Here is a 23224-nt window from a genome sequence, read left to right on the forward strand (position 1 = left end):
CTCAATAAAAACAGTGCGAACGCCTCGTTCGAGATCAATCCTCACTGTGCTTCTAACGCGGTTGGTGCGATGGAATGGCAGAAAGTTCGATGGTCACCCGAAAATTGTCCGATTGCGTCGCCACTTATCCTTTTCCGTTTGCACCGGGTGGGGCATAGCTGGTATCTGTACGCATAACCAGTATTCGCTTGCCATGGCCCGATTGCCCGTGATTGTAAATCCCCTCGACGACCCGTTCTATTACTTGAACAACTTCATGCAAGTACTTGATTGGCTTGAGCATCGTTATGCCGATGTACTCAGTATCGAAGAGCAGGACTTCATCCGCGACTTCAATCGACTGCCCCGCGAGTCCCAGGCTTTGCTGGTCAGATTGGTGATGCGCAAGGGCGTGCATTTCAGGGTCGGCAAACTGAGTTACGTCGAAATCGGCGACATCGCCAGCGCCGCGGCGCCGCTACTGGCTTTGGGCTGGATCGACGAACAGTCGCCGCTGCCTGTCGAGGAGGTGTTCGAGGTGCTGCTCAAGGCCGAGATTCTCCAGTGTTTTGGCGATGCCATCGATCAACCGAAAGGCAAAAAGAGCGATTGGCTGCCGGCCCTGAGCGAGCAGTTTCCTGAAGAGCAAAGTTTTGCCCAGTGGTGCCCGGCACTGGATGACCGGTTGTTCAGCCTGACCGTCATGGGCCTGTGCGATCGGTTGCGCCTGATGTTCTTCGGCAATCTTTACCAGGATTGGTCGGAATTCGTTCTGGCTGACCTGGGCATCTACACCTACGAAAAAGTCGAGTTTTGCGCCGAGTCCCGAGGCTTGCGCAGCCGCGAAGACGTCGACGCCTGCCTGTTCCTGCACAGCTGTCAGCAGCATTTCGAGGCCGGTGAAGAGGTGGCGGTGGTTGTCGAGCAGATCAACAGGCTGGAACTCGCCAATCCCTGGCTGCAAAGACGTCGGGCCAAGCTGCTGTTCCAGATCGCTCAGCACTGCGAACGCATGGCGGATTTTTCCACCGCCCTGGGCCTCTACCGCGATTGCGCCTACCCCGGCGCACGCCTGCGGCTGATTCGCGTGCTGGAGCGCTGTGGTGAATTTCAACTGGCCATGGATTTGGCGAGCCACGCCGAGCAAACCCCGGAAAACGCCACCGAACATCAGCATTTATTGCGTGTGCTGCCCAGGCTGCGGCGCAAACTGGGCGGGCCGCCGATCAAGCGGCCAGCCCCGCGGCCCATGCAGCGCCTGGACCTGCAATTGCCCAGGCACGACCCGGCATTGTCGGTGGAGTATTACGTTCAGGCGCATCTGGCGGACGAGTCGGCACCGGTGCATTACGTCGAGAACAGCCTGATCAACTCGCTGTTTGGGTTGCTGTGCTGGCCGGCGATCTTCGCCCCGTTGCCGGGGGCGTTTTTTCACCCATTCCAGCGCGGCCCGGTGGACCTGCACAACGAAGACTTTCATGCGCGGCGCGCGGATCTGTTCCAGGCCTGCCTCGCCGAACTCGATGACGGGCGTTACGCCCAGACCATCCGCGAGCGTTACACCGCCAAGTGGGGCGTGCAGTCGCCGTTCGTATTCTGGGGCGCGCTGAGCGAGGAACTGCTGGAGCAGGCGCTCGACTGTCTGCCCGCCGAACACCTCAAGCACTGGTTCAATCGACTGCTGCTCGACATCAAGGCCAACCGCGCCGGCATGCCGGACTTGATCCAGTTCTGGCCGCAACACAAAACCTACCGAATGATCGAAGTCAAAGGCCCCGGCGATCGCCTGCAAGACAACCAATTGCGCTGGCTGGAGTTCTGTCACGAGCACCAGATGCCCATCGCCGTTTGCTACGTGCAATGGGTGGAGCAGGGCGCTTGAGCTACAGCATCGCTGTGCGGGCGTTGTGTGAATTCACCGCCAAGGTCGGCGACCTCGACCTGCGTTTCACCCCGTCGCCAACCGCGCTGGAAGGCATTGTCGGCCATCGCACCGTGGCGTCACGACGCAGCGAGGGTTACCAGAACGAGGTCGCACTCGAGGGCCAGTATCGAACCTTGAGCGTGAAAGGCCGGGCGGATGGCTACGATCCGGGGCAAAACTGCCTCGAAGAAGTCAAAACCTACCGGGGCGACCTGAGCAAGCAGCCGGCCAACCACCGGCAGTTGCACTGGGCGCAGGCGAAAGTCTATGGCTGGTTGATGTGCCAGAAACTGGATTTGGCGCAGATCGACCTGGCGCTGGTGTACTTCGACATCGTCAGCGAGAAGGAAACCTGTCTGGTCGAGACCTTCAGCGCCGCCGACTTGCAGCTGTTCTTCGAGCACCACTGCGGGTTGTTCCTGCACTGGGCCGAGCAGGAAATGGCCCATCGCGAAGGGCGCAATGTGGCGGCTCAACAGCTGAGCTTTCCCCATGCCGATTTTCGCCCCGGCCAACGGCATCTGGCCGAATCGGTGTTCAAGGCAGTCAGCACCGGCCGCTGTCTGATGGCCCAGGCGCCGACCGGTATCGGCAAGACCATTGGCACGCTGTTCCCGATACTCAAGGCCCTGGCGCCGCAGCAACTGGACAAGGTGTTTTTCCTCACGGCGAAAACCCCGGGGCGCAAATTGGCGCTGGACGCGGCTCAGGTCATCCTCGACAGCGCCGATGCACAGCCGTTGCGAGTCCTCGAGATGATCGCCCGGGACAAGGCTTGCGAGCACCCGGACAAGGCCTGTCATGGCGAATCCTGCCCGTTGGCCCAGGGTTTTTATGATCGTCTGCCGGGCGCGCGTCAGGCCGCCAGTCAATTGAGCCTGTTGAACCAGAGTGCCGTGCACGAGGTGGCCCTGCAGCATGAGGTTTGTCCTTATTACTTGAGCCAGGAAATGGCCCGCTGGGCGGACGTGGTGGTCGCTGACTACAACTACTATTTCGACTTCAGCGCGTTGCTGTTCGGGTTGGCCCAGGCCAATAACTGGAACGTCGCGGTGCTGGTGGACGAAGCCCACAACCTGGTGGAGCGCGGCCGGCAAATGTACAGCGCCAGCCTCGACCAGGCGACTTTGAACGGCGTACGAAAAACCGCGCCCGAGTCGTTGAAGAGATCCTTGCAGCGAGTCAATCGTGAATGGAATGCCTTGCACGATCAGCAACTCGGCCCCTATCAGGCCTACGACAAAGCCCCGGAAAAACTGCTTCAGGCCTTGTCCTTGTGCTGCGCAAGCATCGGCGACTACCTGAATGATCATCCTCAGGGCCTGGACAGCGGGTTGCAGAATTTTTACTTCGACATGCTGCAATTCGGCCGCGTGGCTGAACTGTTCGACGAGCATTTTCTATTCGACATCAGCAAGCGTGACCTCGAGCGCAAGCGCAATCTGTCGCAGCTGTGCCTGCGCAATGTGGTGCCCGCCGGTTTCATCCGCCCGCGCCTGACTGCTGCGCGCAGCACGGTGCTGTTTTCCGCGACCCTGAGCCCTCGGCATTACTACGCCGACTTGCTGGGCACCCCGGCGAACACGGTATGGATCGATGTGGAATCTCCATTTCACGCCGATCAGCTGCAAGTGCACATCGTCAGCCAGATCTCCACGCGGTTCGTTCACCGTCAGGCCTCCCTTGCGCCCATCGTCGAGCTGATCGCCAAACAGTTCAGCCAGCGTCCGGGCAACTACCTGGCGTTTTTCAGCAGCTTCGACTATTTGCAGCAAGTGGCGCAGTTGCTGGCCGAGCGGTATCCGCAGATCACGCTGTGGTCGCAGTCCCGGGGCATGGGGGAAGCGCAGCGTCAGGACTTTCTCGACCAGTTCACCGCCGACGGGCAGGGCATCGGTTTTGCGGTGCTGGGTGGCGCGTTCGGTGAAGGCATCGATTTGCCCGGCGCCCGCTTGATTGGCGCCTTCATCGCCACCCTGGGGCTGGCGCAACTCAATCCGGTCAACGAACAGCTGAAACAGCGCATGGCGGCGATTTTCGGTGCCGGTTATGACTACACCTACCTGTTTCCAGGTCTGCAGAAAGTGGTGCAGGCGGCAGGAAGGGTGATCCGTACACGAGAGGATCAAGGGGTGGTGATGCTGATCGACGACCGGTTTGGGGAGAGTAAGGTCAAGCAATTGCTGCCGCGTTGGTGGTCCGTTGAGCTGACGCAATTTCCTTCTGGTTTGTAGGAGTTTTTACCTTGTAAAACAGTGACATATCTTGAAAGACACGCTCGTTTGAACAAACAACGAAACACCGCTTTATTCAAAGGGCAGGCAATCACTTTCAAGCGAATCTTTGATAAGGAAATCAAGGTATGTCAGTAGCACCGAATTACGCTTACACGCCAGAACAAGTCACCGCAGCGTTCACTGAAATCACCACCACATTATTCAGTGGCATCACCGCCGAAACACTCCCCAAGATGCTGATTGTCGCGGGGGTACAGGGCTCGGGTAAAACCTATCTGCTGGAAAAAAGCCTTTTGCCCACCAACCGCTATGCCAATTATGTCCGGCTGTACTTGCCCGAATACCGAAAAAAACACCCTCAATACGCAGAAATGATCAAACTCGGTGTCCTGCACGCTTATGAACATACGGAGGCTTTTGTCCGGGATGTGAGTACGAAGATCTTCACCGAGGCGTTTAAAAACAAATACAACATCATCATGGAATGTGCATTCGACAGCATCGATTTCGCGGCTTTCCCACCGACGGCGACGGCTGCCGGCTACCAGTTCGAAACTCACATCGTCGCCTGCAATCAGGAGTTCGCTCATGTATCGAGCATCAAAAGAGCACTGAAAAGCCTGGAAGATCAGGAAATGGAAAGATTTCTCCCGGCATCAAAGCTGGAGGCCAGCATGAGATATGCACAAGCGATCATCCCGGCCTTCGAGACAGCCGCAAAGGCGATCAGCGGCTCGCAAATCATCTTGTACGAGCGTGGGTTTGGTGGTTTGAAAGACCGTGTCTTGCGCGCTCAGAGCACCTACACAAAGGCCGCCAACGGAGCGATCGACTCGACGACACTCAACGCGCATTTTTCGCACGGTGTCTATTCCGGCATCATCGACAAACATGTCTTCACGATGACCGACCGGGACGAAATGGTCAAAGAATGTCATGTGGCGTTGCATAAGTCCCGGACCCATGCCCGCTATGTCCCGAACTTCGTCTACAACGAGCTGTACGCTTACATCGTCAAATACGTGTACCGATAATCCGCGCTGTAGGAGCTCAGCTCCTACAGTTGATCCGTGGTTGCCGCACGAGTCAGCGGTTGCGCAAACTACGCTCCATCCGCGCAATCCCTTCTTCCAGCAACGCCCGTGGGCAGCCGAAGTTCAAGCGCACGAATTGCCGGGCGTGATCGCCGAAATCCAGCCCGGCGCTCAGCCCGACTCTGGCCTGTTCGAGGAAGAATTGCTGCGGGTTGTCCAGCCCCAGTGCCGTGCAATCGAGCCACGCCAGATAAGTGCCCTGGGGAACGTTCATGGTCACGCCCGGCAACCGCGTGCGAACGGCCTCCACCAGATAGTCCCGATTGCTTTGCAGGTAGGCCATGAGTTCGGTCAGCCATGGGCGGYCTTCGCTGTAGGCGACGCGGGTGGCTTCCAGGCCCAGCGGGTTGACGCTGTCGACCATGCCGCAGCGGGCATGGTTGACGCGATGGAGCAGCGCTGCGTCTTGAATGATCATGAACGCAGTCTTCAGGCCAGCGATGTTGTAGGCCTTGCTGGCCGACATCAAGGTGATGGTGCGCTTGGCGATCTGCGGGCTGAGCGAGGCGGTCGGAATATGCACGCGCCCATCGAAGCACAGCTCGGAATGGATCTCGTCGGAGATGATCCACGCATCCTGTTCCAGGCAGATGTTGGCAACCGCTTGCAGTTCTTCCCGAGGGAAGACCTTGCCCAGCGGGTTATGCGGGTTGCTCAGCAGCAACGCGCCACCGCCTTGCAGAGCCTGGCGCAAGGCATCGAGTGGCGTGGCGTACGTGCCATCGGCCAGCACGTTGAAGTCCAGTTCGACCTTGTTCAGCTGCCAGTGGCCCGGCGCATGACGCAGTGGTGGGTAGTTGGGTGTCTGCACGACCACGTTCTGTTGCGGCTGAACCAGTGCATGCAGGGCCATGTTGAAGCCTGATTCGATACCCGGCAGGAACACCAGTTCCTGGGGCTGCACACGCCAGGCGTACTTGTCCCACAGGTCGGCGACGATGGCGTCACGCAAGTCATTCTGGGCCACGCTGTAACCGAGCATCGGGTGTTCCAGGCGTTTTTGCAGGGCCTGAATGATCGCCGGCGGTGCGGCGAAGTCCATGTCGGCGACCCACATCGGCAACACGTCGGCCGGGTAGCGGCTCCACTTGGTACTGCCGGTGCCATGGCGGTCGAACACCTGATCAAAATCGAAAGTCATGCTCAGTCTCATAAAAGGCAGAGGGGGTAATCCGGCGGCCATGATAAGCGCCAACCTTCACTGCTGGCGAGTTGTGCAACAGGGCATGACCGGCAAGCCGCCGACGGTCGGTTTTCAGACCGTGCACCACAACATTGTCTAAAGTTCTAATTGGCGGTAGTTCCGTTGCCGTCACCGTGATCGTCCAGAAAAACCCGGCCAACGCACCGGGCTTCCACCTGATCAGGAGTGCACGATGGACCTCAACCGTCGTCAGTTCTTCAAGGTCGCTGGTCTCGGCCTTGCAGGATCCACCCTTGGCGCGCTGGGCATGGCCCCGACGCCAGCCTTCGCCGAACAAGTGCGTCATTTCAAGCTCGCCCATACCCATGAAACCCGCAACACCTGCCCGTACTGCTCGGTCGGCTGCGGCTTGATCATGTACAGCCAGGGCGACAATGCGAAGAATGTCGCCCAGAGCATCATTCACATCGAAGGCGATGCCGACCACCCGGTCAATCGCGGCACCCTCTGCCCAAAAGGCGCAGGCCTGCTCGACTTCATTCACAGCCCCAGCCGTCTGCAATACCCGCAAGTGCGCAAGCCCGGCACCAAGGAGTGGACGCGGATCTCCTGGGATGAAGCGCTGGACCGTATCGCCGACCTGATGAAGGCCGACCGTGACGCCAACTTCATCGAGAAGAACGCCCAGGGGCAAACGGTGAACCGCTGGCTGACCACCGGTTTCCTCGCGGCCTCGGCCTCGTCCAACGAAGCGGGTTACATCACCCACAAGGTCATTCGCAGTCTGGGCATGCTGGGGTTCGATAACCAGGCACGTGTCTGACATGGCCCGACGGTGGCAAGTCTTGCCCCGACGTATGGCCGTGGTGCCATGACCAACCACTGGACCGATATCGCCAACGCGAATCTGGTTCTGGTGATGGGCGGCAACGCAGCAGAAGCACACCCTTGCGGTTTCAAATGGGTGACCGAAGCCAAAGCCCACAACAAGGCGCGGCTGATTGTGGTCGACCCGCGTTTCACCCGTACGGCCTCGGTAGCGGACTATTACGCACCGATCCGCACCGGCACCGACATCGCCTTCATGGGCGGGCTGATCAATTACCTGTTGACCGAAGACAAGATCCAGCACGAATACGTGCGGGCCTATACGGACGTGTCGTTCATCGTCAAGGCCGGCTACGGTTTCGAGGACGGCTTGTTCAGCGGTTACGACGCGAGCAAGCGCAGCTACACCGACAAGTCCGGCTGGGGGTATGAGATCGGCGAGGACGGCTTTGCCAAAGTCGACCCGACCTTGCAGGACCCACACTGCGTCTATCAATTGATGAAGCAGCATTACAGCCGCTACACCCTGGAGCTGGCCAGTCAGGTCTGTGGCATGCCCACCGACGCGATGAAGAAAATCTGGGAAGAGATTGCCACGTGTGCGCAACCGGGCAAGACCATGACGATTCTCTATGCCCTGGGCTGGACCCAGCACTCGATCGGCTCGCAGATGATCCGCAGCGCGGCCATGGTGCAACTGCTGCTGGGCAACATCGGCATGCCGGGCGGGGGCGTCAACGCTTTGCGTGGGCACTCCAACATCCAGGGCCTGACCGACCTCGGCTTGCTGTCTAACCTGTTGCCCGGTTACCTGACCCTGCCGTCCGAAGCCGAACAGGACTACAACGCCTACATCGCCAAACGCGCCCTCAAACCGCTGCGTCCCGGGCAGATGTCCTACTGGCAGAATTACGGCAAGTTCCACGTCAGCCTGATGAAGGCCTGGTACGGCGCCAATGCCACCGCCGAGAATCACTGGGGCTACGACTGGCTGCCGAAACTGGACATTCCCGGCTACGACATCCTGAAAATGTTCGACATGATGGGCAAGGGCCAGGTCAACGGCTACATGTGTCAGGGCTTCAACCCGATCGCCGCCTTGCCGGACAAGAACCGGGTGATGAAGGCGCTCGCCAAACTCAAGTGGCTGGTGGTGATGGACCCGCTGGCCACCGAGACCTCGGAGTTCTGGCGCAACGTCGGGCCTTACAACGATGTGCAGACGGCCGACATCCAGACCGAAGTCATCCGCCTGCCCACCACCTGTTTCGCCGAAGAAAACGGCTCGCTGGTCAACAGCGGCCGCTGGCTGCAATGGCATTGGAAAGGTGCCGACGGCCCGGGACAGGCGCGCACCGACGTGAAGATCATGGCCGAGCTGTTCATGCGCCTGCGTCAGCGCTATCAGGCCAATGGTGGCGCCTGGGCCGAGCCGATCCTCAAGCTCGACTGGCCCTACAAAGTACCGGATGACCCGACACCGGAAGAACTGGCCCGGGAATTCAACGGCTACGCCATCGCCGATGTCACCGACGCTTCGGGCGCGGTGGTCAAGGCCGGTCAGCAGCTGTCCGGTTTCGCCCAACTCAAGGACGATGGCAGCACGGCCTCCGGTTGCTGGATCTTCTGCGGCAGTTGGACCGAGCAGGGCAACAACATGGCCCGTCGTGACAACAGTGATCCTTACGGCATGAAGCAGAACCTCGGGTGGGCCTGGGCCTGGCCGGCGAACCGACGGATTCTCTATAACCGTGCCTCTTGCGACCCTCAAGGCAAACCGTGGGATGCGAAAAAGCGCCTGGTGTGGTGGAACGGCAAGGTCTGGACCGGCACCGACGTGCCCGACTACAAGGTCGATGTGCCGCCGGAAGCCGGGATGAACCCGTTCATCATGAACCCCGAAGGCGTGGCGCGGTTCTTCGCCCTCGACAAGATGAACGAAGGGCCATTCCCCGAACACTATGAACCGTTCGAGACGCCCATCGGCATCAACCCGATGCACCCCAATAACAAACAGGCGACCAGCAACCCGGCCGGGCGGATCTTCGATTCGGTCTGGGACACCCTGGGCCAGGCCAAGGACTTCCCTTATGCGGCGACCAGCTACCGGCTGACCGAACACTTCCACTTTTGGACCAAGCATTGCCCGATCAACGCCGTGACCCAGCCCGAGCAGTTCGTCGAAATCGGCGAGGCGCTGGCCAAGGAGAAGGGGATTGCCGCTGGCGACCGGGTTAGGGTCAGTTCCAAGCGCGGACATATCGAAGCAGTGGCGGTGGTGACCAAGCGGATTCGTCCGCTGCAGGTCAACAATCAGGTGGTGCACCAGATCGGTATCCCGTTGCACTGGGGTTTCACCGGCGCCACCCGCCACGGTTACCTGACCAACACCCTGGTGCCGTTCCTCGGCGATGGCAACACACAGACCCCGGAATCCAAGTCATTCCTGGTCAACGTGGAGAAAATCTAAATGGCCAGCCAAGACATCATCGCCCGTTCGGCCACCACCACCGTGCCGCCCTCGGTGCGTACCCAAGGGGAAGTGGCCAAGCTGATCGACACCACCAAGTGCATCGGCTGCAAGGCTTGCCAGGTCGCCTGCTCGGAATGGAACGAGCTACGCGACGACGTCGGTCACAACCTCGGCACCTACGACAACCCTCACGACCTCAGCGCAGACACGTGGACCCTGATGCGTTTCACCGAGCATGAAACCGACGCCGGCAACCTCGAATGGTTGATCCGCAAGGACGGCTGCATGCACTGCGCCGAGCCCGGCTGCCTGGCGGCATGCCCGAGCCCCGGCGCGATCATCAAACACGCCAACGGTATCGTCGACTTCGATCAGGACCACTGCATCGGCTGCGGCTATTGCATCACCGGTTGCCCGTTCAACATTCCGCGCATCTCACAAAAGGACCACAAGGCCTACAAATGCACGCTGTGTTCGGACCGGGTGGCGGTGGGGCTGGAGCCGGCCTGCGTGAAAACCTGCCCGACCGGCGCCATCGTGTTCGGCAGCAAGGAAGACATGAAGGAACACGCCGCCGAACGCATCGTCGACCTCAAGAGCCGCGGCTTCGACAACGCCGGTTTGTATGACCCCGAGGGCGTCGGTGGCACCCACGTCATGTATGTGTTGCACCATGCCGACACGCCCAGGTTGTATGCCGGTTTGCCGGATCACCCGGCGATCAGTCCGCTGGTGGACCTGTGGAAAGGTCTGAGCAAACCCCTGGCGCTGTTGGCCATGGGCGCGGCGGTGCTGGCCGGGTTCTTCCACTACGTGCGCGTCGGGCCACAACTGGTCGAGGAGGACGAACATCCAACCACCGTCGACCCCGCCGTGCATGAGTTCGATCCGTCGGTGCACACATTCGATCCGACCAAACCGGGCGGGGAGGACAGGCCATGAACGACAAACCGATCCTGCGCTACACCGCCAACCAGCGCACCAACCACTGGCTGGTGGCGATTGTGTTCCTCTTGGCCGCGTTGTCGGGGCTGGCCTTGTTTCATCCGGGGTTGTTCTGGCTCAGCAACCTGTTTGGCGGCGGTTCGTGGACGCGCATTCTGCATCCGTACCTGGGCGTGACGATGTTTGTGCTGTTCCTCGGCCTGGTGTGCAGTTTCTGGCGGGCGAACTACTTCATCACCAACGACCGGCTGTGGCTCAGGCGTGTCGGGCATGTGATCCGTAACGAGGAGGAGGGCGTGCCGCCGATTGGCAAATACAACCCGGGACAGAAGCTGCTGTTTTGGGTGTTACTGATCTGCATGCTGGTGTTGCTGTTCAGCGGGCTGGTGATCTGGCGCGCCTGGTTCAGTGCTTACTTCGGCATTACCAGCATTCGCTGGGCGATGCTGCTGCATGCGTTGGCGGGGTTCATCCTGGTGCTGAGCATCATCGTCCACGTCTACGCGGGTATCTGGATTCGCGGTTCGGTCCACGCCATGGTGCGTGGCCGGGTCAGCCGCGCCTGGGCGAGAAAACACCATGAGCTCTGGTACCGGGAAGTGACCGGTGACGAAACCCCTGAGCGACCGATCAGCAAAAAAGGATGACCCCTTGGCCACGATCCTCGAGCCTGGGCAGATAGAAGCGGCGGCGAGTTCACCGCCGTTTTTGTACCTGCCGCCGAACAACCTGTTCACCCTGCGCGCGTTGCGCCTGGAACGTTTGGCTGACGGCCATCCCATGGCGGACTATCTGCGTTTGATCGCGGGGTTGTGTCATGTCCAGCAGCAGCTGATGGATGATCCGCTCGTGGCGACCATGCCCGACCCCGAACGCCTGCGGTTGTGCGTAGAACATGGCTTACCGCCGTTCGCCGCCGACAGTCTGGTGCGCGAAAACGTTTGGCTGCCATACCTCGAGGCCTTGTTGCAGCGCTATCAGCCATTGCCACACTCGGTGGTAGAAAACGCCGTGGCGACGTTGCGCAGTGCGAACCCTGGGCTGCTCAAGGCGTGGGCGATTGCCCTGGTCAGCGGCCAGTACTCGATGCTGCCGGCAGCGCTGGTGCCGTTTCTCGGTGCCGCGCTGCAAGCGGCCTGGAGTTATTGGCTGCTGAACACGCCTAACCTTGAACTCCATCTGCAGCGCCAGCATGGCGACAGCCTCAGCCAATGCCCGGCCTGCGGTTCACCGGCGATGGCCGGGGTGATTCGTCATCGCGGCAAATACAACGGCTTGCGTTATCTAGTTTGCTCGTTGTGTGCCTGCGAATGGCATGTGGTGCGGGTCAAATGCGTGTATTGCGAACAGAGCAAGGGGCTTGAATACGTCAGCTTCGAGGATGATCGCCACGCCGCCAATCAGGCGCCGTTGCGGGCGGAGGTCTGTCCCGGCTGCAACAGCTACCTGAAACTGATCTACCTGGAAAACGACGCCGAAGCCGAAGCCCTGTCGGCGGACCTGTCCAGCCTGATGCTGGACATGCGCCTGGAGCAGGAAGGTTACCAGCGACCAGCGCCCAATCTGCTGCTGGTAACAGGCGAACAGTAGCTCCAACGCTACGATGTGTAGCAGCTGGCGAAGCCTGCGTTCGGCTGCGAAGCAGTCGTGAGTCCGGCAACCATGGTGCACCTGACACACCGCAATGGTGATTTTACGACTGCTGCGCAGCCGAACGCAGCCTCGCAAGCTCGACAGCTGCTACAAGGAGTGCGTCGCGGCTGAAAGTGAACAGCACTCGAGCGGGGAGCCCAGCGGCTACACTCAGACGCGACGGTCAATCGCTTCCGGGAGCCTCTGATGCCCGCAACACTCGCCGGCAAAACCTTGCGGCTGCCTTCCATCGACAGCCTGCTACGCCATCCCGCCTGCCAACCGTTGGCCGAGCGTTACGGACACGACGCACTGCTGGCCGGCCTGCGGCAATTGCTCGATGACTTGCGCGAGCCGGTGCACAACGGTGAACTCGCTGCCATTGAAATCGCCCCCGACGTATTAGCGGGGAGGGCAGGTGAGCGTCTGGCAATTCAGCATCGCAGCCAGATCCGCCGCGTGTTCAACCTCACCGGCACGGTGCTGCACACCAACCTCGGTCGTGCGTTGTTGCCGGAACAAGCCATTGAAGCGGTGCAACGGGCTGCGCGCTATCCGCTCAATCTGGAATTCGACCTGCACAGCGGCAAGCGCGGCGACCGGGACGATTTGATCGAAGGCTTGATCCGCGAACTGACCGGCGCAGAAGCAGTCACCGTGGTCAACAACAACGCCGCCGCTGTGTTGCTGACGCTCAACAGCTTGGGCGCACGCAAGGAAGGGATCATCTCCCGAGGTGAGCTGATCGAAATCGGCGGCGCGTTTCGCATTCCCGACATCATGGCCCGCGCCGGGGTGCGGTTGCATGAGGTGGGCACCACCAACCGCACCCATGCGCGCGATTACGAGGCTGCCATCGGCCCGCGCAGTGGTCTGCTGATGCGCGTACACGCGAGCAATTACAGCATCGAAGGCTTCACCGCGAGAGTGCCAACGGCGGAATTGGCGCAGCTGGCTCACCGCCACGGACTGCCCTTGCTCGAAGACCTCGGTAGCGGCAGCCTGCTGGACCTGACACGCTGGGGGTTGCCCGCCGAACCGACGGTGCGCCAGGCACTGCTCGATGGCGCGGACATCGTCACCTTCAGCGGCGACAAATTGCTTGGGGGGCCTCAGGCCGGATTGATTGTCGGCCGCAAAGACCTGATCTCCAGGATCAAAAAGAACCCGCTCAAGCGTGCCTTGCGAGTCGACAAACTGACCCTGGCCGCCCTAGAAGCCGTATTGGCGCTGTACCGCGATCCCGATCGATTGGCCGAACGACTGCCAAGTCTGCGTCTATTGACCCGGCCCCAAGCCGACATCCTCGCCCAGGCCGAACGCTTGCAACCGTCATTGGCGCAGGTGTTGGGCGATGGCTGGAGCGTCAGCGCGGTGCTGGCACTGGGCATGATCGGCAGTGGCAGCCAACCCGTGGCTCGATTGCCCAGCGCCGCGTTATGCCTGCGGCCCAACGTTTCCAAACGCCTGCGTGGGCGACGGTTGCTAGGGCTGGAGGCAGCATTACGGCAACTGCCCATTCCGGTGCTCGGTCGCATTGACGATGACGCCTTGTGGCTCGACCTGCGTCAACTCGACGACGAAGCCGCGTGGCTGGCGCAGCTCAATCAGCTGGCGCCATTCGATCAACTGCAGGAGGAGGGCCGGGACGGGTGATTGTCGGCACGGCGGGGCATATCGATCACGGCAAGACTTCCTTACTCCAGGCTCTGACCGGGCAGGCCGGTGATCGTCGCCGCGAAGAACGCGAACGCGGCATGACCATCGACCTGGGCTATCTCTATGCGGCGCTGGAACCGGGCGCCGCCCTGACCGGTTTTATCGACGTGCCCGGCCATGAGCGCTTCACCCACAACATGCTGGCTGGTGCTCAGGGGATTGATCTGGTGTTGCTGGTGGTAGCGGCCGATGACGGCGTCATGCCGCAAACCCGTGAACACTTGGCGATTGTCGAGTTGCTGGGCATCCCTCGGGCACTGATTGCAATCAGCAAGTGCGACCGGGTTGACCCGGCTCGGGTGCAGGCTGTTCGTGAGCAGATCGATGCATTACTGGCGCCCGGCCCGTATGCCGGCGCGCCGCAAATCCCGCTGTCGAGTGTCACTGGCGAGGGCATCGAGACACTGCGCCAAGCCTTGCTGGATGCACAGCATGAGGTTGTTCAACGCACCACCGGCGGCGGTTTTCGTCTGGCGATTGATCGGGCCTTCAGCGTAGCCGGCGCCGGCATCGTGGTGACCGGTACGGCGTTGTCCGGCCAGGTGACAGTGGGCGATACGCTGATGTTGAGCCCGCAGGGCAAACCGGTGCGAGTACGTGGTCTGCATGCGCAAAACCAGGCCGCTGACAACGCAATGGCCGGGCAGCGCGTCGCGCTGAACCTGAGTGCCGAGCGTTTGGCCCTGGAGCAGATCCACCGTGGCCACTGGCTGGTGGCCGAATGGCTGCATGCGCCGACCCAGCGTCTGGATATCCAGTTGAGGGTGTTGACCAGCGAAGCGCGAAGCTTCGAACACTTTCAACCGGTGCATGTGCATCTTGGAACTCAGGACGTGACGGGGCGGGTGGCCTTGCTGGAAGGCGCAAGCCTGGCACCGGGCGGGCAGATGTTCGCGCAACTGCTGGTCAATGCGCCGGTGTTGGCAGTGAAGGGCGACCGCTTGATCCTGCGCGACCAAAGCGCCCAACGCACCCTTGGCGGTGGCCAAGTGCTGGACCCGTTCGCCCCGGCCCGACATCGTCGCAGCCCTGAGCGATTGGCGCAGCTACAAGCGCTGTCCGCCACCAATAGCCTGGAAGCGGCACTGCCGGCGTTGCTGGCCAACAGCGACACCGGGCTCGATCCGCAGCGCCTGGAGCGCCAGTTCAACCGTCCGCGCCAGACTTGGCAATTACCCGATGACGTGCGCTTGATCGATACTCGACAGGGGCCGTTGTTGTTCAGCGCGGTGCGTTGGGAAGCGCTGRAAGCACCGCTGCTGGAACACCTCGCACGCTTTCATCAACTCGAACCGGACCAGATGGGACCAGACCGGGATCGCCTGCGTCGCTTCGCCGGCAGCGTGCTGGAACGGTCGACCTTTATCAGCCTGATCGACGAATTACTGGCCAGTGGTGCAATGGCGGCCAGCGGCCCGTGGCTGCATTTACCCGATCACCAAGTGCGCTTGAGCGAGGACGACGAAGCCCTCTGGCACCAATTGCAGCCGTTGTTCGAACAGGCGGGTTTCGATCCGCCGTGGGTGCGTGATCTGGCCAAAGCCACTGGCCATGACGAGGCTGCCGTGCGCCTGCTGCTGCGCAAGATGGCCCGGTTGGGACTGCTGCATCAAATCGTTCGTGACCTGTTTTACACCGACACGCTGCTGCGCCGATTGGCGGCTATGCTGGTGCAACTGGCCAGCGATAACCCGGTGATCCAGGTCGCCGGGTTTCGCGATGCCGTGGGCCTGGGGCGCAAGCGCAGTATTCAGATTCTTGAATACTTCGACCGGCTCGGCCTGACCCGCCGCTTTGGCGATCGACGCCATATCCGGCTCGACAATGCATTGGCCCAACAAACCGCAGTCTGACTTCAAGGAAGGCAATCGCGCCCGGTGGCGCGGCCGGGCTTCAAACCCGGTTGGGGACGGCATCCGTTCCCGGGCAGGTTCGACTCCGGCTGCCTTCCGCCATTTCCACGGTGACGTCGATCACAGGTGCCCGAAGGTCAGCGGGTACTGGATGACGACGTAAACCCTGTCGATGTCATCGCCCGCCTGAGCGGTGTTGGCCCGATGAGACACATGGGACAGTTGCAGTGACAACCCCTTGGCGGAGCCTGACTGCACGACGTAGCGCAGGTCGATGTCGCGCTCCCAATGCCGCCCGCCATCGCCCTGTTGAGGTACGTACTCGCCAATGGTCGGGTCGAACGGGTTGTAGGCCCCACCCTTGGGCGCACGGGTGCCGTCGATGTCGCTGCCCCGGACATAACGCGTCATGAAACTCAGGCCGGGGATGCCATAAGCACCGAGGTCGAGGTCGTAGCGTGCCTGCCAGGAGCGTTCGTGGGCGCCGTTGAAGTCGGCGTACTTGATCGAGTTGGCCAGGTAAATCGAGTCGCCACCGACGAAGTCGAACGGTGTGTCGCCATTGATGCGTTGCCAGGCCAGGGTGAAGGCATGGGCATCCAGGGTGTATTTGCCCGAGAGGCTGTAGGCGGTGTTGTCGATGGCACCGGCCAGTGCCTTGCCGGTGTCCTGCGTGCGGTACAGGTTGGCGTCGAGGAACACGGCGGACTGTTTCAGGTGCAGGTTGGCGTAATACTGGCGCCAGGTGTCGCTCAGCTCGGAGGCGTACAACGCGCCGCCGACAGGACTGTTTGTGAACAGGTCGGTGCCCAGAAACGTGATGCCACCAGCTTCGGTGTTGGCGCCGTAGCCGTAAAAGTTGCCCTTGCTTGTTGTGTTGTCCTGATTCTTGAACGCCGTGAAATGACCAGCCACCAGTTTCATGTTGTCGATTTCGTTGCTGTTCAACAGAAAGCCCGTGGCGTATTCCGGTTGCAGGCGTTTGTCGGAGGTGTCGAACACCGGGGTTTCCACGGTCATTTCACCGAAGGCCAGGGTGGTTCGGGAGGCCCTGATTTTCAGCGCGCCACCGGCACTGGAATAGTTGTCTTCGCTGCGACCGTCACTGTCCAGCGGCAGTAACCCGGTTCCCGAATGCCCTTTGCCGCCGTCGAGCTTCAGCCCCATAAACGCGTGGCTGTCGACGCCGAAACCTAGCGTGCCGGGAGTGAATCCAGATTCAAATGAGCCGATAAAGCCTTGAGCCCACTCTTGTTTGTAGTTCTTGCCCGAAGGCTGGGGTGAGCGGTAGTCGCTGTTGAGGAAGAAATTTCGACTGAGCACCTCAAGCTTCCCGCCCTCGAGAAATCCTTGCGCGGAATCCGGTGCCTCATCCGCCAGGGCTGTTCCGGCAAAAAACACGCAGAGCCAGAAGGACGCCCTGGGTACGTCCTTCCTGCCGGAAATGCGCGGGAGGGTTTGTAAAGAAAACATGACGGATCTCCCGCTTGAAACAGCGACTCCGAAGAGTCGCTATTTATTCTCAATGGCCTTCAGAGGCATGGAACATGGTCTTGGCGTAGATCAGGCCCAGACCATAGGCACCACCGTTGGCGATGGAGGTTTTCACCGTCTCGTCGTAAGTCTCGGTGCGTGCCCAGTCGCGCTGCAGTTCAAGCAGGTATTGCAGCGAAGTCATTGGGCGGGCACCGAGCTGGATCATGCGTTGCACGGCCATTTCATGGGCTTCGATGGAGACATCGCCACAGGCATCGGCGATGAAGTACACCTCGAAGCCTTGGTCGAGGGCCGACAGTGCCGGGCCAACGATGCACACGGAGGTCCACAGGCCGGCCAGGACGATTTTTTGTTTGCCGATGGCGTTGACTTCAACGGCAATGCGCTCGTCTTCCCAGGTGTTCATGCTGGTACGGTCGATCACTTTGTGTTCCGGGAACACCGATTTGATTTCGTCGAAGATCGGGCCGGAGAAGCTTTTCTCGGCAACGGTGGTGAGGATGGTCGACACCTTGAAGCCCCGGGCTGCCTTGGCCACCAGTGCGGCGTTATTGCGCAGGGTGACGGCATCGATCGACTTGGTCGCAAAGGACATTTGCGACTGGTGATCGATCATGATCAGGGTGTGGTCGGTTGGGGTCAGCAGGGTTTTGCCCGGTACAGCTTTTGCGATGGCCATGATGATGTCCTTGCAAGTGGATTGTGGGTGGTTCACAGGGCCTATGGTTGCGTAGATTTCGATGCGGATATTGAGTCGATGTGCTGTTTTTGATTCAAGGCGCATCAGCACAAAGGTGGGGCGGCGGAGCATACAAAGGAACGCCTCAATGGACGCTCCGCGTTCGGCCCCGAAACCTCAAAGGCATTTCTGATTGCGACCTGACCCGCGTCACCCGGGCGGTGCATCTACTGACGCGCGAAGGCTGTGCCGTGCTGGATGTGATTCAGGCTCGGGCGTTGCAGCGGGAGGAGGGAGGGGTTCAAGGCCGCTGTTTAGCGGTGTAGCAAGGGACGCGATCGCGAGCAGGCTCGCTCCCACGAGTGATCGCTGGCGTGCACAAATAATGTGCTCACAGAAAATCCAGTGTGGGAGCGGGCTAGCTCGCGAAGAGGCCGGCACATCCAGCATTGCAACTGCCTGACACCCCTCGCCAGGTCAGAGCCGGAACGCTTGTCGTCCTACCAGTAACCATTTGCCTTGCTGTTTTTGCCAGATCTGAAAGTTCTCGATTTCCGTGGGAACAATCTCGGTACCCTTGATGGCCTGCGCCGAAAAATGATGGCGGACCAACGCCACATCACCCGATACGGTAATTTTCTGGTTCTGCATCTCCAGCGTCTTGAAAGCGCTTTTTCCGCTTTCAATGTCGGCGATGAACTCTTTCTTGTCCTGGACTTTCCCGCTGGAATGCCCGTAGGTCAGGTTTTCAGCGGTGAGCGCATTCAGTTGTGGGACGTTTTTGGTCAGCATCGCTTGAGTCAGATGGTCTACCGCAGTGGCAACATCCTTCTCGCTCGATGCGGGGGAGGCCGCCACGTAGCCACTGAACAGGCATAGAAAACCGATAATCAGTTTCACTTTTTTCATGGGTAATTCCTTGTTGTTATAGGTGCGAGGACGACAGATGGATTACGTCAACTCATCTGTCATCGTACAACATATCAGGTTTTTACCAATTGACGCAGATATGGCTTGCCGACCTGGAAACATTCCCGGCGCAGGGCTGACCTATCCATATGCATCAGCAATGCTGGCCAAAAGCCTTCTATAATGCGCAGCCTTTGACGCCAGTGTACTCAACAGCCCGGTATTTCCTTGAAACGCGATCTTCGACTTGCCACTTTTCTGATCTTTCTGGTGTGTGTCTCCGTGGTGCTGCTGACGGCCTGGCAGACATGGACAGCCCGACAGAACACCTTGAGCGACATCAATACCGATACATTGAACCTGACTCACRCGCTCAACACTTACACCGAGGGCACCTTCAAGCAAAGTGAAGTGCTGTTGCTGGGCCTGACAGAAAGGATCGAGAAAGACGGCACCGGCCCGGAGCAACTCAAACGGCTGAGCAAGTTGGTTGCCCAGCAGATGGATGCGCTCCCGCAATTAAATAATGTGGTGCTATATGACGCCCAAGGGGACTGGCTATTCTCGACCAACATGCTGATCTCATCCAATAGCAACAACGCAGATCGGGCGTTCTTCAAGCATCACCGAGACGTCGCGGATCGCGGTATCTATATCGGCCCGGCGATTCTCAGCCGTGTCACTTGCGCCTGGGTGATTTCCGTCAGCCGACGCATCGATCACCCTGATGGAAGTTTTGCCGGGGTAATCGCCGCGACTATCAGCCTCGAACACTTCCTCAAACTTTATCGAAGCATCCACGTGGGGCAATTCGGCGCGATCAGCCTGACCTCATCCGAAGGGCGCCTGCTGGTGCGGTATCCCTTTCAAGTGGAAGACATCGGCCGTGACCTGTCTCACGCACCCATATTCTCCGAATACTTGCGCAACACCTCATCGGGCACCGTGGATTTTGCGTCGAAAGTAGATGGCATCCATCGCCTCTACGCATTCAAGAGAAACGATCAATATCCTGTCGTCACGACGGTTGCGGTGGGGCAGGCCGAGGCAATGCAAGCGTGGCTCAGTCAGACAAAGCAATCTGTCGCTGTGGTGCTGCTGTTGTTGGGGCTCCTGGTCGCACTGGGACGCCGGCTGATTTCCCACATCAGCCGGCGTATTCGGGCGGAGGAAAAATTGCTCGCCACCCAAACCGCACTGATCGAGCTTAACCAGACGCTGGAAGTTCTCGCCAGCGAGGACAAACTCACCGGCCTCGCCAACCGCCGGCATCTCGATCAGTTCCTGGATGTCGAACTCAAACGCGCCAAGCGACTCGCAAGCCCGTTGTCACTGATCCTGATCGATGTGGACTTTTTCAAACGCTACAACGATCACTACGGCCATCTCGCTGGAGACGAATGTCTACGGATCATTGGTCAGGCGATCAAGCACTGTGTACGTCGCCCGGGAGACATGGCGGCTCGTTATGGCGGGGAAGAAATCGCCGTGGTGATGCCCAATACGGACGAATCAGGAGCGCGCAAGGTTGCCGAGGCGATCCTGTCGGGGATTGCGGCCGAGCAGCTTGCGCATTTGTCGAGCCCGTTAGGTATCGTGACCGTCAGCCTGGGGTTGGCGACATATGTCGCCGACGGCAGCGACCCTGATGAAAAGGCACTGATCGGTCGTGCAGACCGCGCACTTTATACGGCAAAGTCGCAGGGGAGAAATCAGCTGAGCGTCGCGTGATCGAGCAGGCACTTGGAGGAAAGAGCGAACTATCGGCACGCGGCGCAACTATCGGTTCAAGTGATAGTGACAATCAAGAAACGCAAGTTCTGCTGGATCGGGTAAAGGCGGAAAATCGCCTCCATCGAAGACGCAGCTCAAGGAATTTACGCGATGAAGACATTGACCCGACTGGCAATTGTCGCCCTGTTGATGGGCGGGGTTGTTACTGCTGCAACCGCCTACGCAGACGACGCCCAGTCGTGCCATTTTCTGCCCATCGCCGGCGCCAGTACCGGGTTGCAGCATTCGCAAACCGTCGGTGTGCTGTACAGCGAAAACACCCTGGACAACCTGCAATACCTCGAGCGTTACCACGATGTGGCGGTGAACGGCGCGCGCGATGCGCTGGATGCGCGGATTCGCGACGCGTTCATCAACAGCTCCGACCCAGAGTTGGCAATCGACTGGCTGATGAGTTCGTTACAGCAGCAGTTCCTGTCGGTGACCGTCTACAACAACCTCGATGCGTTGTTGCAGGCCCATCCGGATGTGGTGGTGATGCTCGATACGCATAACCGTCTGCTGACCCAACGCAACAGTCAGGTCGAAGCGCGTTTCGCCGCACGGTTCTACGATGCCAACCTGCAATACATCGGCAAGGCCGAAGGCGCCGTCGAGAAACAAATGCCTTCGGTCTGGGTACACCGTAAAGCTGCAGCCGAGATTGCCGCCCAGATCGATCAACAACGCGACCTGCAACTCAGCGCCTTGAAGCAGTTCGATGACTCGCTCAAAACCCTGGTGACTGCTGGCTGAACACCCGGACCATAACCGCAACGACAGTGACCCGTTGCGCAACGAAACAGATTTTTTACTTCAGGACTGCACCGATGCGCCCTTTATTTGTTCCTGCCATGGCTTTCGCCACCTTGCTGCTGGCCGGTTGTGCCACTGCGCCGAACGACCCGACGCAGATCCTGCAGACGAAAAAAACGCCTGCCGAATACGCCGATTGCGTGGTACCGAAGTTGCAGGGCAGCGCACTGAACCCGACGGTCTCGCAAACCCAGCGCAGCTACCGGATCGTGGTGCCGAGCAAAGTCGCCGCGGACAACGTCCTGGAAGCCTACAAAGCGCCGAACGGCGGCAAGGTGTTTTTGTATGAGCGCCACTTGCTGGCGTCGAACTTCATGCCTTCGAGTTTCGAACGTGCCGCGCAGGATTGCCTGTAACCCGTAACCGCTTTGAAAAATGCTCCTTTGGTTGGCCGCAACCAACCAATTTTTTGCCCCGTACCTTATGTGGTTTCGGGGCTTTTTTTTGCCTGCAGGTTTTGGGGCTGGGAGCAGGGCGCCGGTACTTGCGCCAGAGACATCAACCGACCGGCTCGGCCTTGCAACTCATTGGCCCTGAGCCAGGCTTCTGGAATAGCACCACGTCGCCGTCTTGCCAGAAACTGTAATTCCCTTGGGAGTCCTTGCCTGTGTATCGGGTTCCCGAATCACTCGGCTCCTGGTTCAGGACGATCGAGGTGTTCGCCCATTTCAGGTACACGACACCAGGCTGCGTGGTGAAGAAGGTGGCGGCAACCAGCGGGTCAAGCCCTGTACAACGAAAAGCCAGGGGGCCCTCGGTGAGTCTGTATGGGTCCTTGGTTCTCACGATGGCCGAGCCTTGGCGCAGCTGGTACGCGCGCTCGGCATAACTGCGGACTGTGCACGTCTTGGGGACAGGTGTGGAGGCGCACTGATTGCGGGCATCGATCCAGAACTGCTGGTCGATCATGATTTTGTCCGGACGCGGCACTGAATGTTCATCCGTGAGCGCCAGGCGATAAAGACGCGTCAGTTCGATATCCATCTGCGCCAGCTGCGGATCGCGACAAATCAGCTTTTCGACGGACGCCTTTGCCTCGGCACAGTCGAAGCTGGTCTTGAAGGTTGGTGCTGCATTAACACAAGTGCTCGCCGCCGCGCATACGCTGGCAGCGAGTAGACAGGTGAAAAGGGCCGTGACCGTTTTCATGTTGGCTTCACCCAGATCATTACGTGATGCCCGGATTGCCGTGGGATTGATCAATGCGTTGAATAGTTATTCGTTCGCATTGGTGTATCGCAGTGTAAGTCAGTGCTCAGAACTTGCCATACCGCTCGGCGGCGGTGGGGTTGCAGGAGCGAGTTAGCCGCCACTGAAATTTGACGGCCTTCGCCTGCAGCTATTCGACCCGCGGGTGCCCCACAAATGCCACGTCACTCTAGGGGGGGCGCCCCCAAAGGCTCCAGGTAAAATCAGTTGTACTGACTTATCGATCCAGCTGCGGGTTTGGGCCTCCAGGTGTGGGTCAGCTGATAGGCAATTGCCAACCATATAAACCACCCCGGCATGACCATTAAAGCAATCCGGGTGTCAGGTCTTAATGCCAGCAAACAGAGTACAAAGCCCAGGAACGCCAAGGAGAACCAGGCCATCGGCACGCCGCCAGGCATCTTGTAGGCCGATTGCGCATGCAGATCGGGCCGGCTTCTGCGATAGGCAATGTACGACGCGAGGATGGTCGACCAAGTGAAAATCACCAGGATCGCCGACACGGTCGAGACG

At 59.7% G+C, this 23224-nt stretch carries 17 protein-coding genes, 1 tRNA gene and 1 pseudogene; 13 read left to right on the forward strand and 6 right to left on the reverse strand.

Annotated features, from left to right (window positions below; all coding sequences use genetic code 11):
- Positions 1-193: 193 nt before the first annotated feature.
- The 3 genes from AC1DIS_RS23515 (at position 194) to AC1DIS_RS23525 (ending at position 5174) form a co-directional block, all read left to right on the forward strand.
- Positions 194-1861 carry a VRR-NUC domain-containing protein gene (locus AC1DIS_RS23515; RefSeq protein ID WP_477743086.1) on the forward strand — a complete coding sequence of 556 codons (1668 nt, stop codon included), beginning with the start codon at positions 194-196 and terminating at the stop codon, positions 1859-1861.
- Complete coding sequence (locus AC1DIS_RS23520) at positions 1858-4137, forward strand: ATP-dependent DNA helicase (RefSeq protein WP_477743087.1); 2280 nt, start codon at positions 1858-1860, stop codon at positions 4135-4137. The genes AC1DIS_RS23515 and AC1DIS_RS23520 overlap by 4 nt, the downstream gene beginning before the upstream one ends.
- 128 nt (positions 4138-4265) lie before the next feature.
- On the forward strand, positions 4266-5174 hold the full coding sequence (locus AC1DIS_RS23525; protein WP_477743088.1) for a zeta toxin family protein: 909 nt from the start codon (positions 4266-4268) through the stop codon (positions 5172-5174).
- 52 nt (positions 5175-5226) lie between these two features.
- On the opposite strand, the gene AC1DIS_RS23530 is transcribed toward AC1DIS_RS23525, so the two are convergent.
- Positions 5227-6375 carry a MalY/PatB family protein gene (locus AC1DIS_RS23530; protein WP_477781111.1) on the reverse strand — a complete coding sequence of 383 codons (1149 nt, stop codon included), beginning with the start codon at positions 6373-6375 and terminating at the stop codon, positions 5227-5229.
- 235 nt (positions 6376-6610) lie between these two features.
- Here AC1DIS_RS23530 and fdnG point away from each other — a divergent pair, with 235 nt between their 5' ends.
- From fdnG to AC1DIS_RS23565, 7 genes are all read left to right on the forward strand, one after another.
- A complete protein-coding gene (gene fdnG / locus AC1DIS_RS23535) occupies positions 6611-9676 on the forward strand; it encodes a formate dehydrogenase-N subunit alpha (RefSeq protein WP_477743090.1) in 3066 nt (1021 codons plus the stop codon).
- On the forward strand, positions 9677-10621 hold the full coding sequence (gene fdxH, locus AC1DIS_RS23540; RefSeq protein ID WP_477743091.1) for a formate dehydrogenase subunit beta: 945 nt from the start codon (positions 9677-9679) through the stop codon (positions 10619-10621). It abuts the gene before it with no gap.
- On the forward strand, positions 10618-11271 hold the full coding sequence (locus tag AC1DIS_RS23545) for a formate dehydrogenase subunit gamma (RefSeq protein WP_477743092.1): 654 nt from the start codon (positions 10618-10620) through the stop codon (positions 11269-11271). Before fdxH ends, AC1DIS_RS23545 begins: the two co-directional genes overlap by 4 nt.
- Positions 11272-11275: 4 nt before the next feature.
- Positions 11276-12214, forward strand: coding sequence for a formate dehydrogenase accessory protein FdhE (fdhE, locus tag AC1DIS_RS23550; RefSeq protein WP_477743093.1), 939 nt, complete (start codon positions 11276-11278; stop codon positions 12212-12214).
- A 249-nt stretch (positions 12215-12463) separates the two neighbouring features.
- Positions 12464-13912 carry an L-seryl-tRNA(Sec) selenium transferase gene (gene selA, locus AC1DIS_RS23555; RefSeq protein WP_477743094.1) on the forward strand — a complete coding sequence of 483 codons (1449 nt, stop codon included), beginning with the start codon at positions 12464-12466 and terminating at the stop codon, positions 13910-13912.
- Complete coding sequence (gene selB, locus AC1DIS_RS23560; protein WP_477781112.1) at positions 13909-15828, forward strand: selenocysteine-specific translation elongation factor; 1920 nt, start codon at positions 13909-13911, stop codon at positions 15826-15828. Before selA ends, selB begins: the two co-directional genes overlap by 4 nt.
- A gap of 6 nt (positions 15829-15834) precedes the next feature.
- A tRNA-Sec gene (locus AC1DIS_RS23565) sits at positions 15835-15930 on the forward strand.
- 18 nt (positions 15931-15948) lie between these two features.
- Here the strand turns inward: AC1DIS_RS23565 and AC1DIS_RS23570 are convergent.
- The 3 genes from AC1DIS_RS23570 to AC1DIS_RS23580 all read right to left on the reverse strand — a co-directional run bounded on the left by AC1DIS_RS23570 (position 15949) and on the right by AC1DIS_RS23580 (position 18913).
- Positions 15949-17301, reverse strand: a complete 1353-nt coding sequence (locus AC1DIS_RS23570) for an OprD family porin (protein ID WP_086944280.1) — start codon at positions 17299-17301, stop codon at positions 15949-15951.
- Positions 17302-17350: 49 nt separating this feature from the next.
- On the reverse strand, positions 17351-18004 hold the full coding sequence (locus AC1DIS_RS23575; RefSeq protein ID WP_253423344.1) for a hydrolase: 654 nt from the start codon (positions 18002-18004) through the stop codon (positions 17351-17353).
- 477 nt (positions 18005-18481) lie between these two features.
- A complete protein-coding gene (locus tag AC1DIS_RS23580; RefSeq protein WP_086944282.1) occupies positions 18482-18913 on the reverse strand; it encodes a nuclear transport factor 2 family protein in 432 nt (143 codons plus the stop codon).
- Between the two features lie 228 nt (positions 18914-19141).
- On the opposite strand from AC1DIS_RS23580, the gene AC1DIS_RS23585 reads away from it, so the two are divergent.
- The 3 genes from AC1DIS_RS23585 (at position 19142) to AC1DIS_RS23595 (ending at position 21858) form a co-directional block, all read left to right on the forward strand.
- The gene (locus tag AC1DIS_RS23585) at positions 19142-20644 is read left to right on the forward strand and encodes a sensor domain-containing diguanylate cyclase (RefSeq protein WP_477781113.1); all 1503 of its coding nucleotides are present in this window, start codon (positions 19142-19144) and stop codon (positions 20642-20644) included.
- Between the two features lie 153 nt (positions 20645-20797).
- Positions 20798-21442, forward strand: a complete 645-nt coding sequence (locus AC1DIS_RS23590) for a hypothetical protein (protein ID WP_064617943.1) — start codon at positions 20798-20800, stop codon at positions 21440-21442.
- A gap of 74 nt (positions 21443-21516) precedes the next feature.
- Positions 21517-21858: a hypothetical protein gene (locus AC1DIS_RS23595; protein ID WP_026286402.1), complete on the forward strand. Its 342-nt coding sequence runs from the start codon at positions 21517-21519 to the stop codon at positions 21856-21858.
- Between the two features lie 142 nt (positions 21859-22000).
- Here the strand turns inward: AC1DIS_RS23595 and AC1DIS_RS23600 are convergent, their stop codons facing one another.
- Complete coding sequence (locus AC1DIS_RS23600; protein ID WP_192350520.1) at positions 22001-22651, reverse strand: MliC family protein; 651 nt, start codon at positions 22649-22651, stop codon at positions 22001-22003.
- A 263-nt stretch (positions 22652-22914) separates the two neighbouring features.
- A pseudogene (locus AC1DIS_RS23605) lies at positions 22915-23224 on the reverse strand (amino acid transporter); the annotation flags it as partial.

This window comes from Pseudomonas sp. 05N433 (assembly GCF_056396925.1).

Coding starts and splice junctions, on each gene's coding strand:
- AC1DIS_RS23525 (WP_477743088.1), top strand. CDS start 4,266: ATGTCAGTAGCACCGAATTACGCTTACACGCCAGAACAAGTCACCGCA.
- AC1DIS_RS23600 (WP_192350520.1), bottom strand. CDS start 22,651: ATGAAAACGGTCACGGCCCTTTTCACCTGTCTACTCGCTGCCAGCGTA.
- fdxH (WP_477743091.1), top strand. CDS start 9,677: ATGGCCAGCCAAGACATCATCGCCCGTTCGGCCACCACCACCGTGCCG.
- AC1DIS_RS23590 (WP_064617943.1), top strand. CDS start 20,798: ATGAAGACATTGACCCGACTGGCAATTGTCGCCCTGTTGATGGGCGGG.
- AC1DIS_RS23580 (WP_086944282.1), bottom strand. CDS start 18,913: ATGAAAAAAGTGAAACTGATTATCGGTTTTCTATGCCTGTTCAGTGGC.
- AC1DIS_RS23575 (WP_253423344.1), bottom strand. CDS start 18,004: ATGGCCATCGCAAAAGCTGTACCGGGCAAAACCCTGCTGACCCCAACC.
- AC1DIS_RS23570 (WP_086944280.1), bottom strand. CDS start 17,301: ATGTTTTCTTTACAAACCCTCCCGCGCATTTCCGGCAGGAAGGACGTA.
- AC1DIS_RS23545 (WP_477743092.1), top strand. CDS start 10,618: ATGAACGACAAACCGATCCTGCGCTACACCGCCAACCAGCGCACCAAC.
- AC1DIS_RS23595 (WP_026286402.1), top strand. CDS start 21,517: ATGCGCCCTTTATTTGTTCCTGCCATGGCTTTCGCCACCTTGCTGCTG.
- selA (WP_477743094.1), top strand. CDS start 12,464: ATGCCCGCAACACTCGCCGGCAAAACCTTGCGGCTGCCTTCCATCGAC.
- AC1DIS_RS23515 (WP_477743086.1), top strand. CDS start 194: ATGGCCCGATTGCCCGTGATTGTAAATCCCCTCGACGACCCGTTCTAT.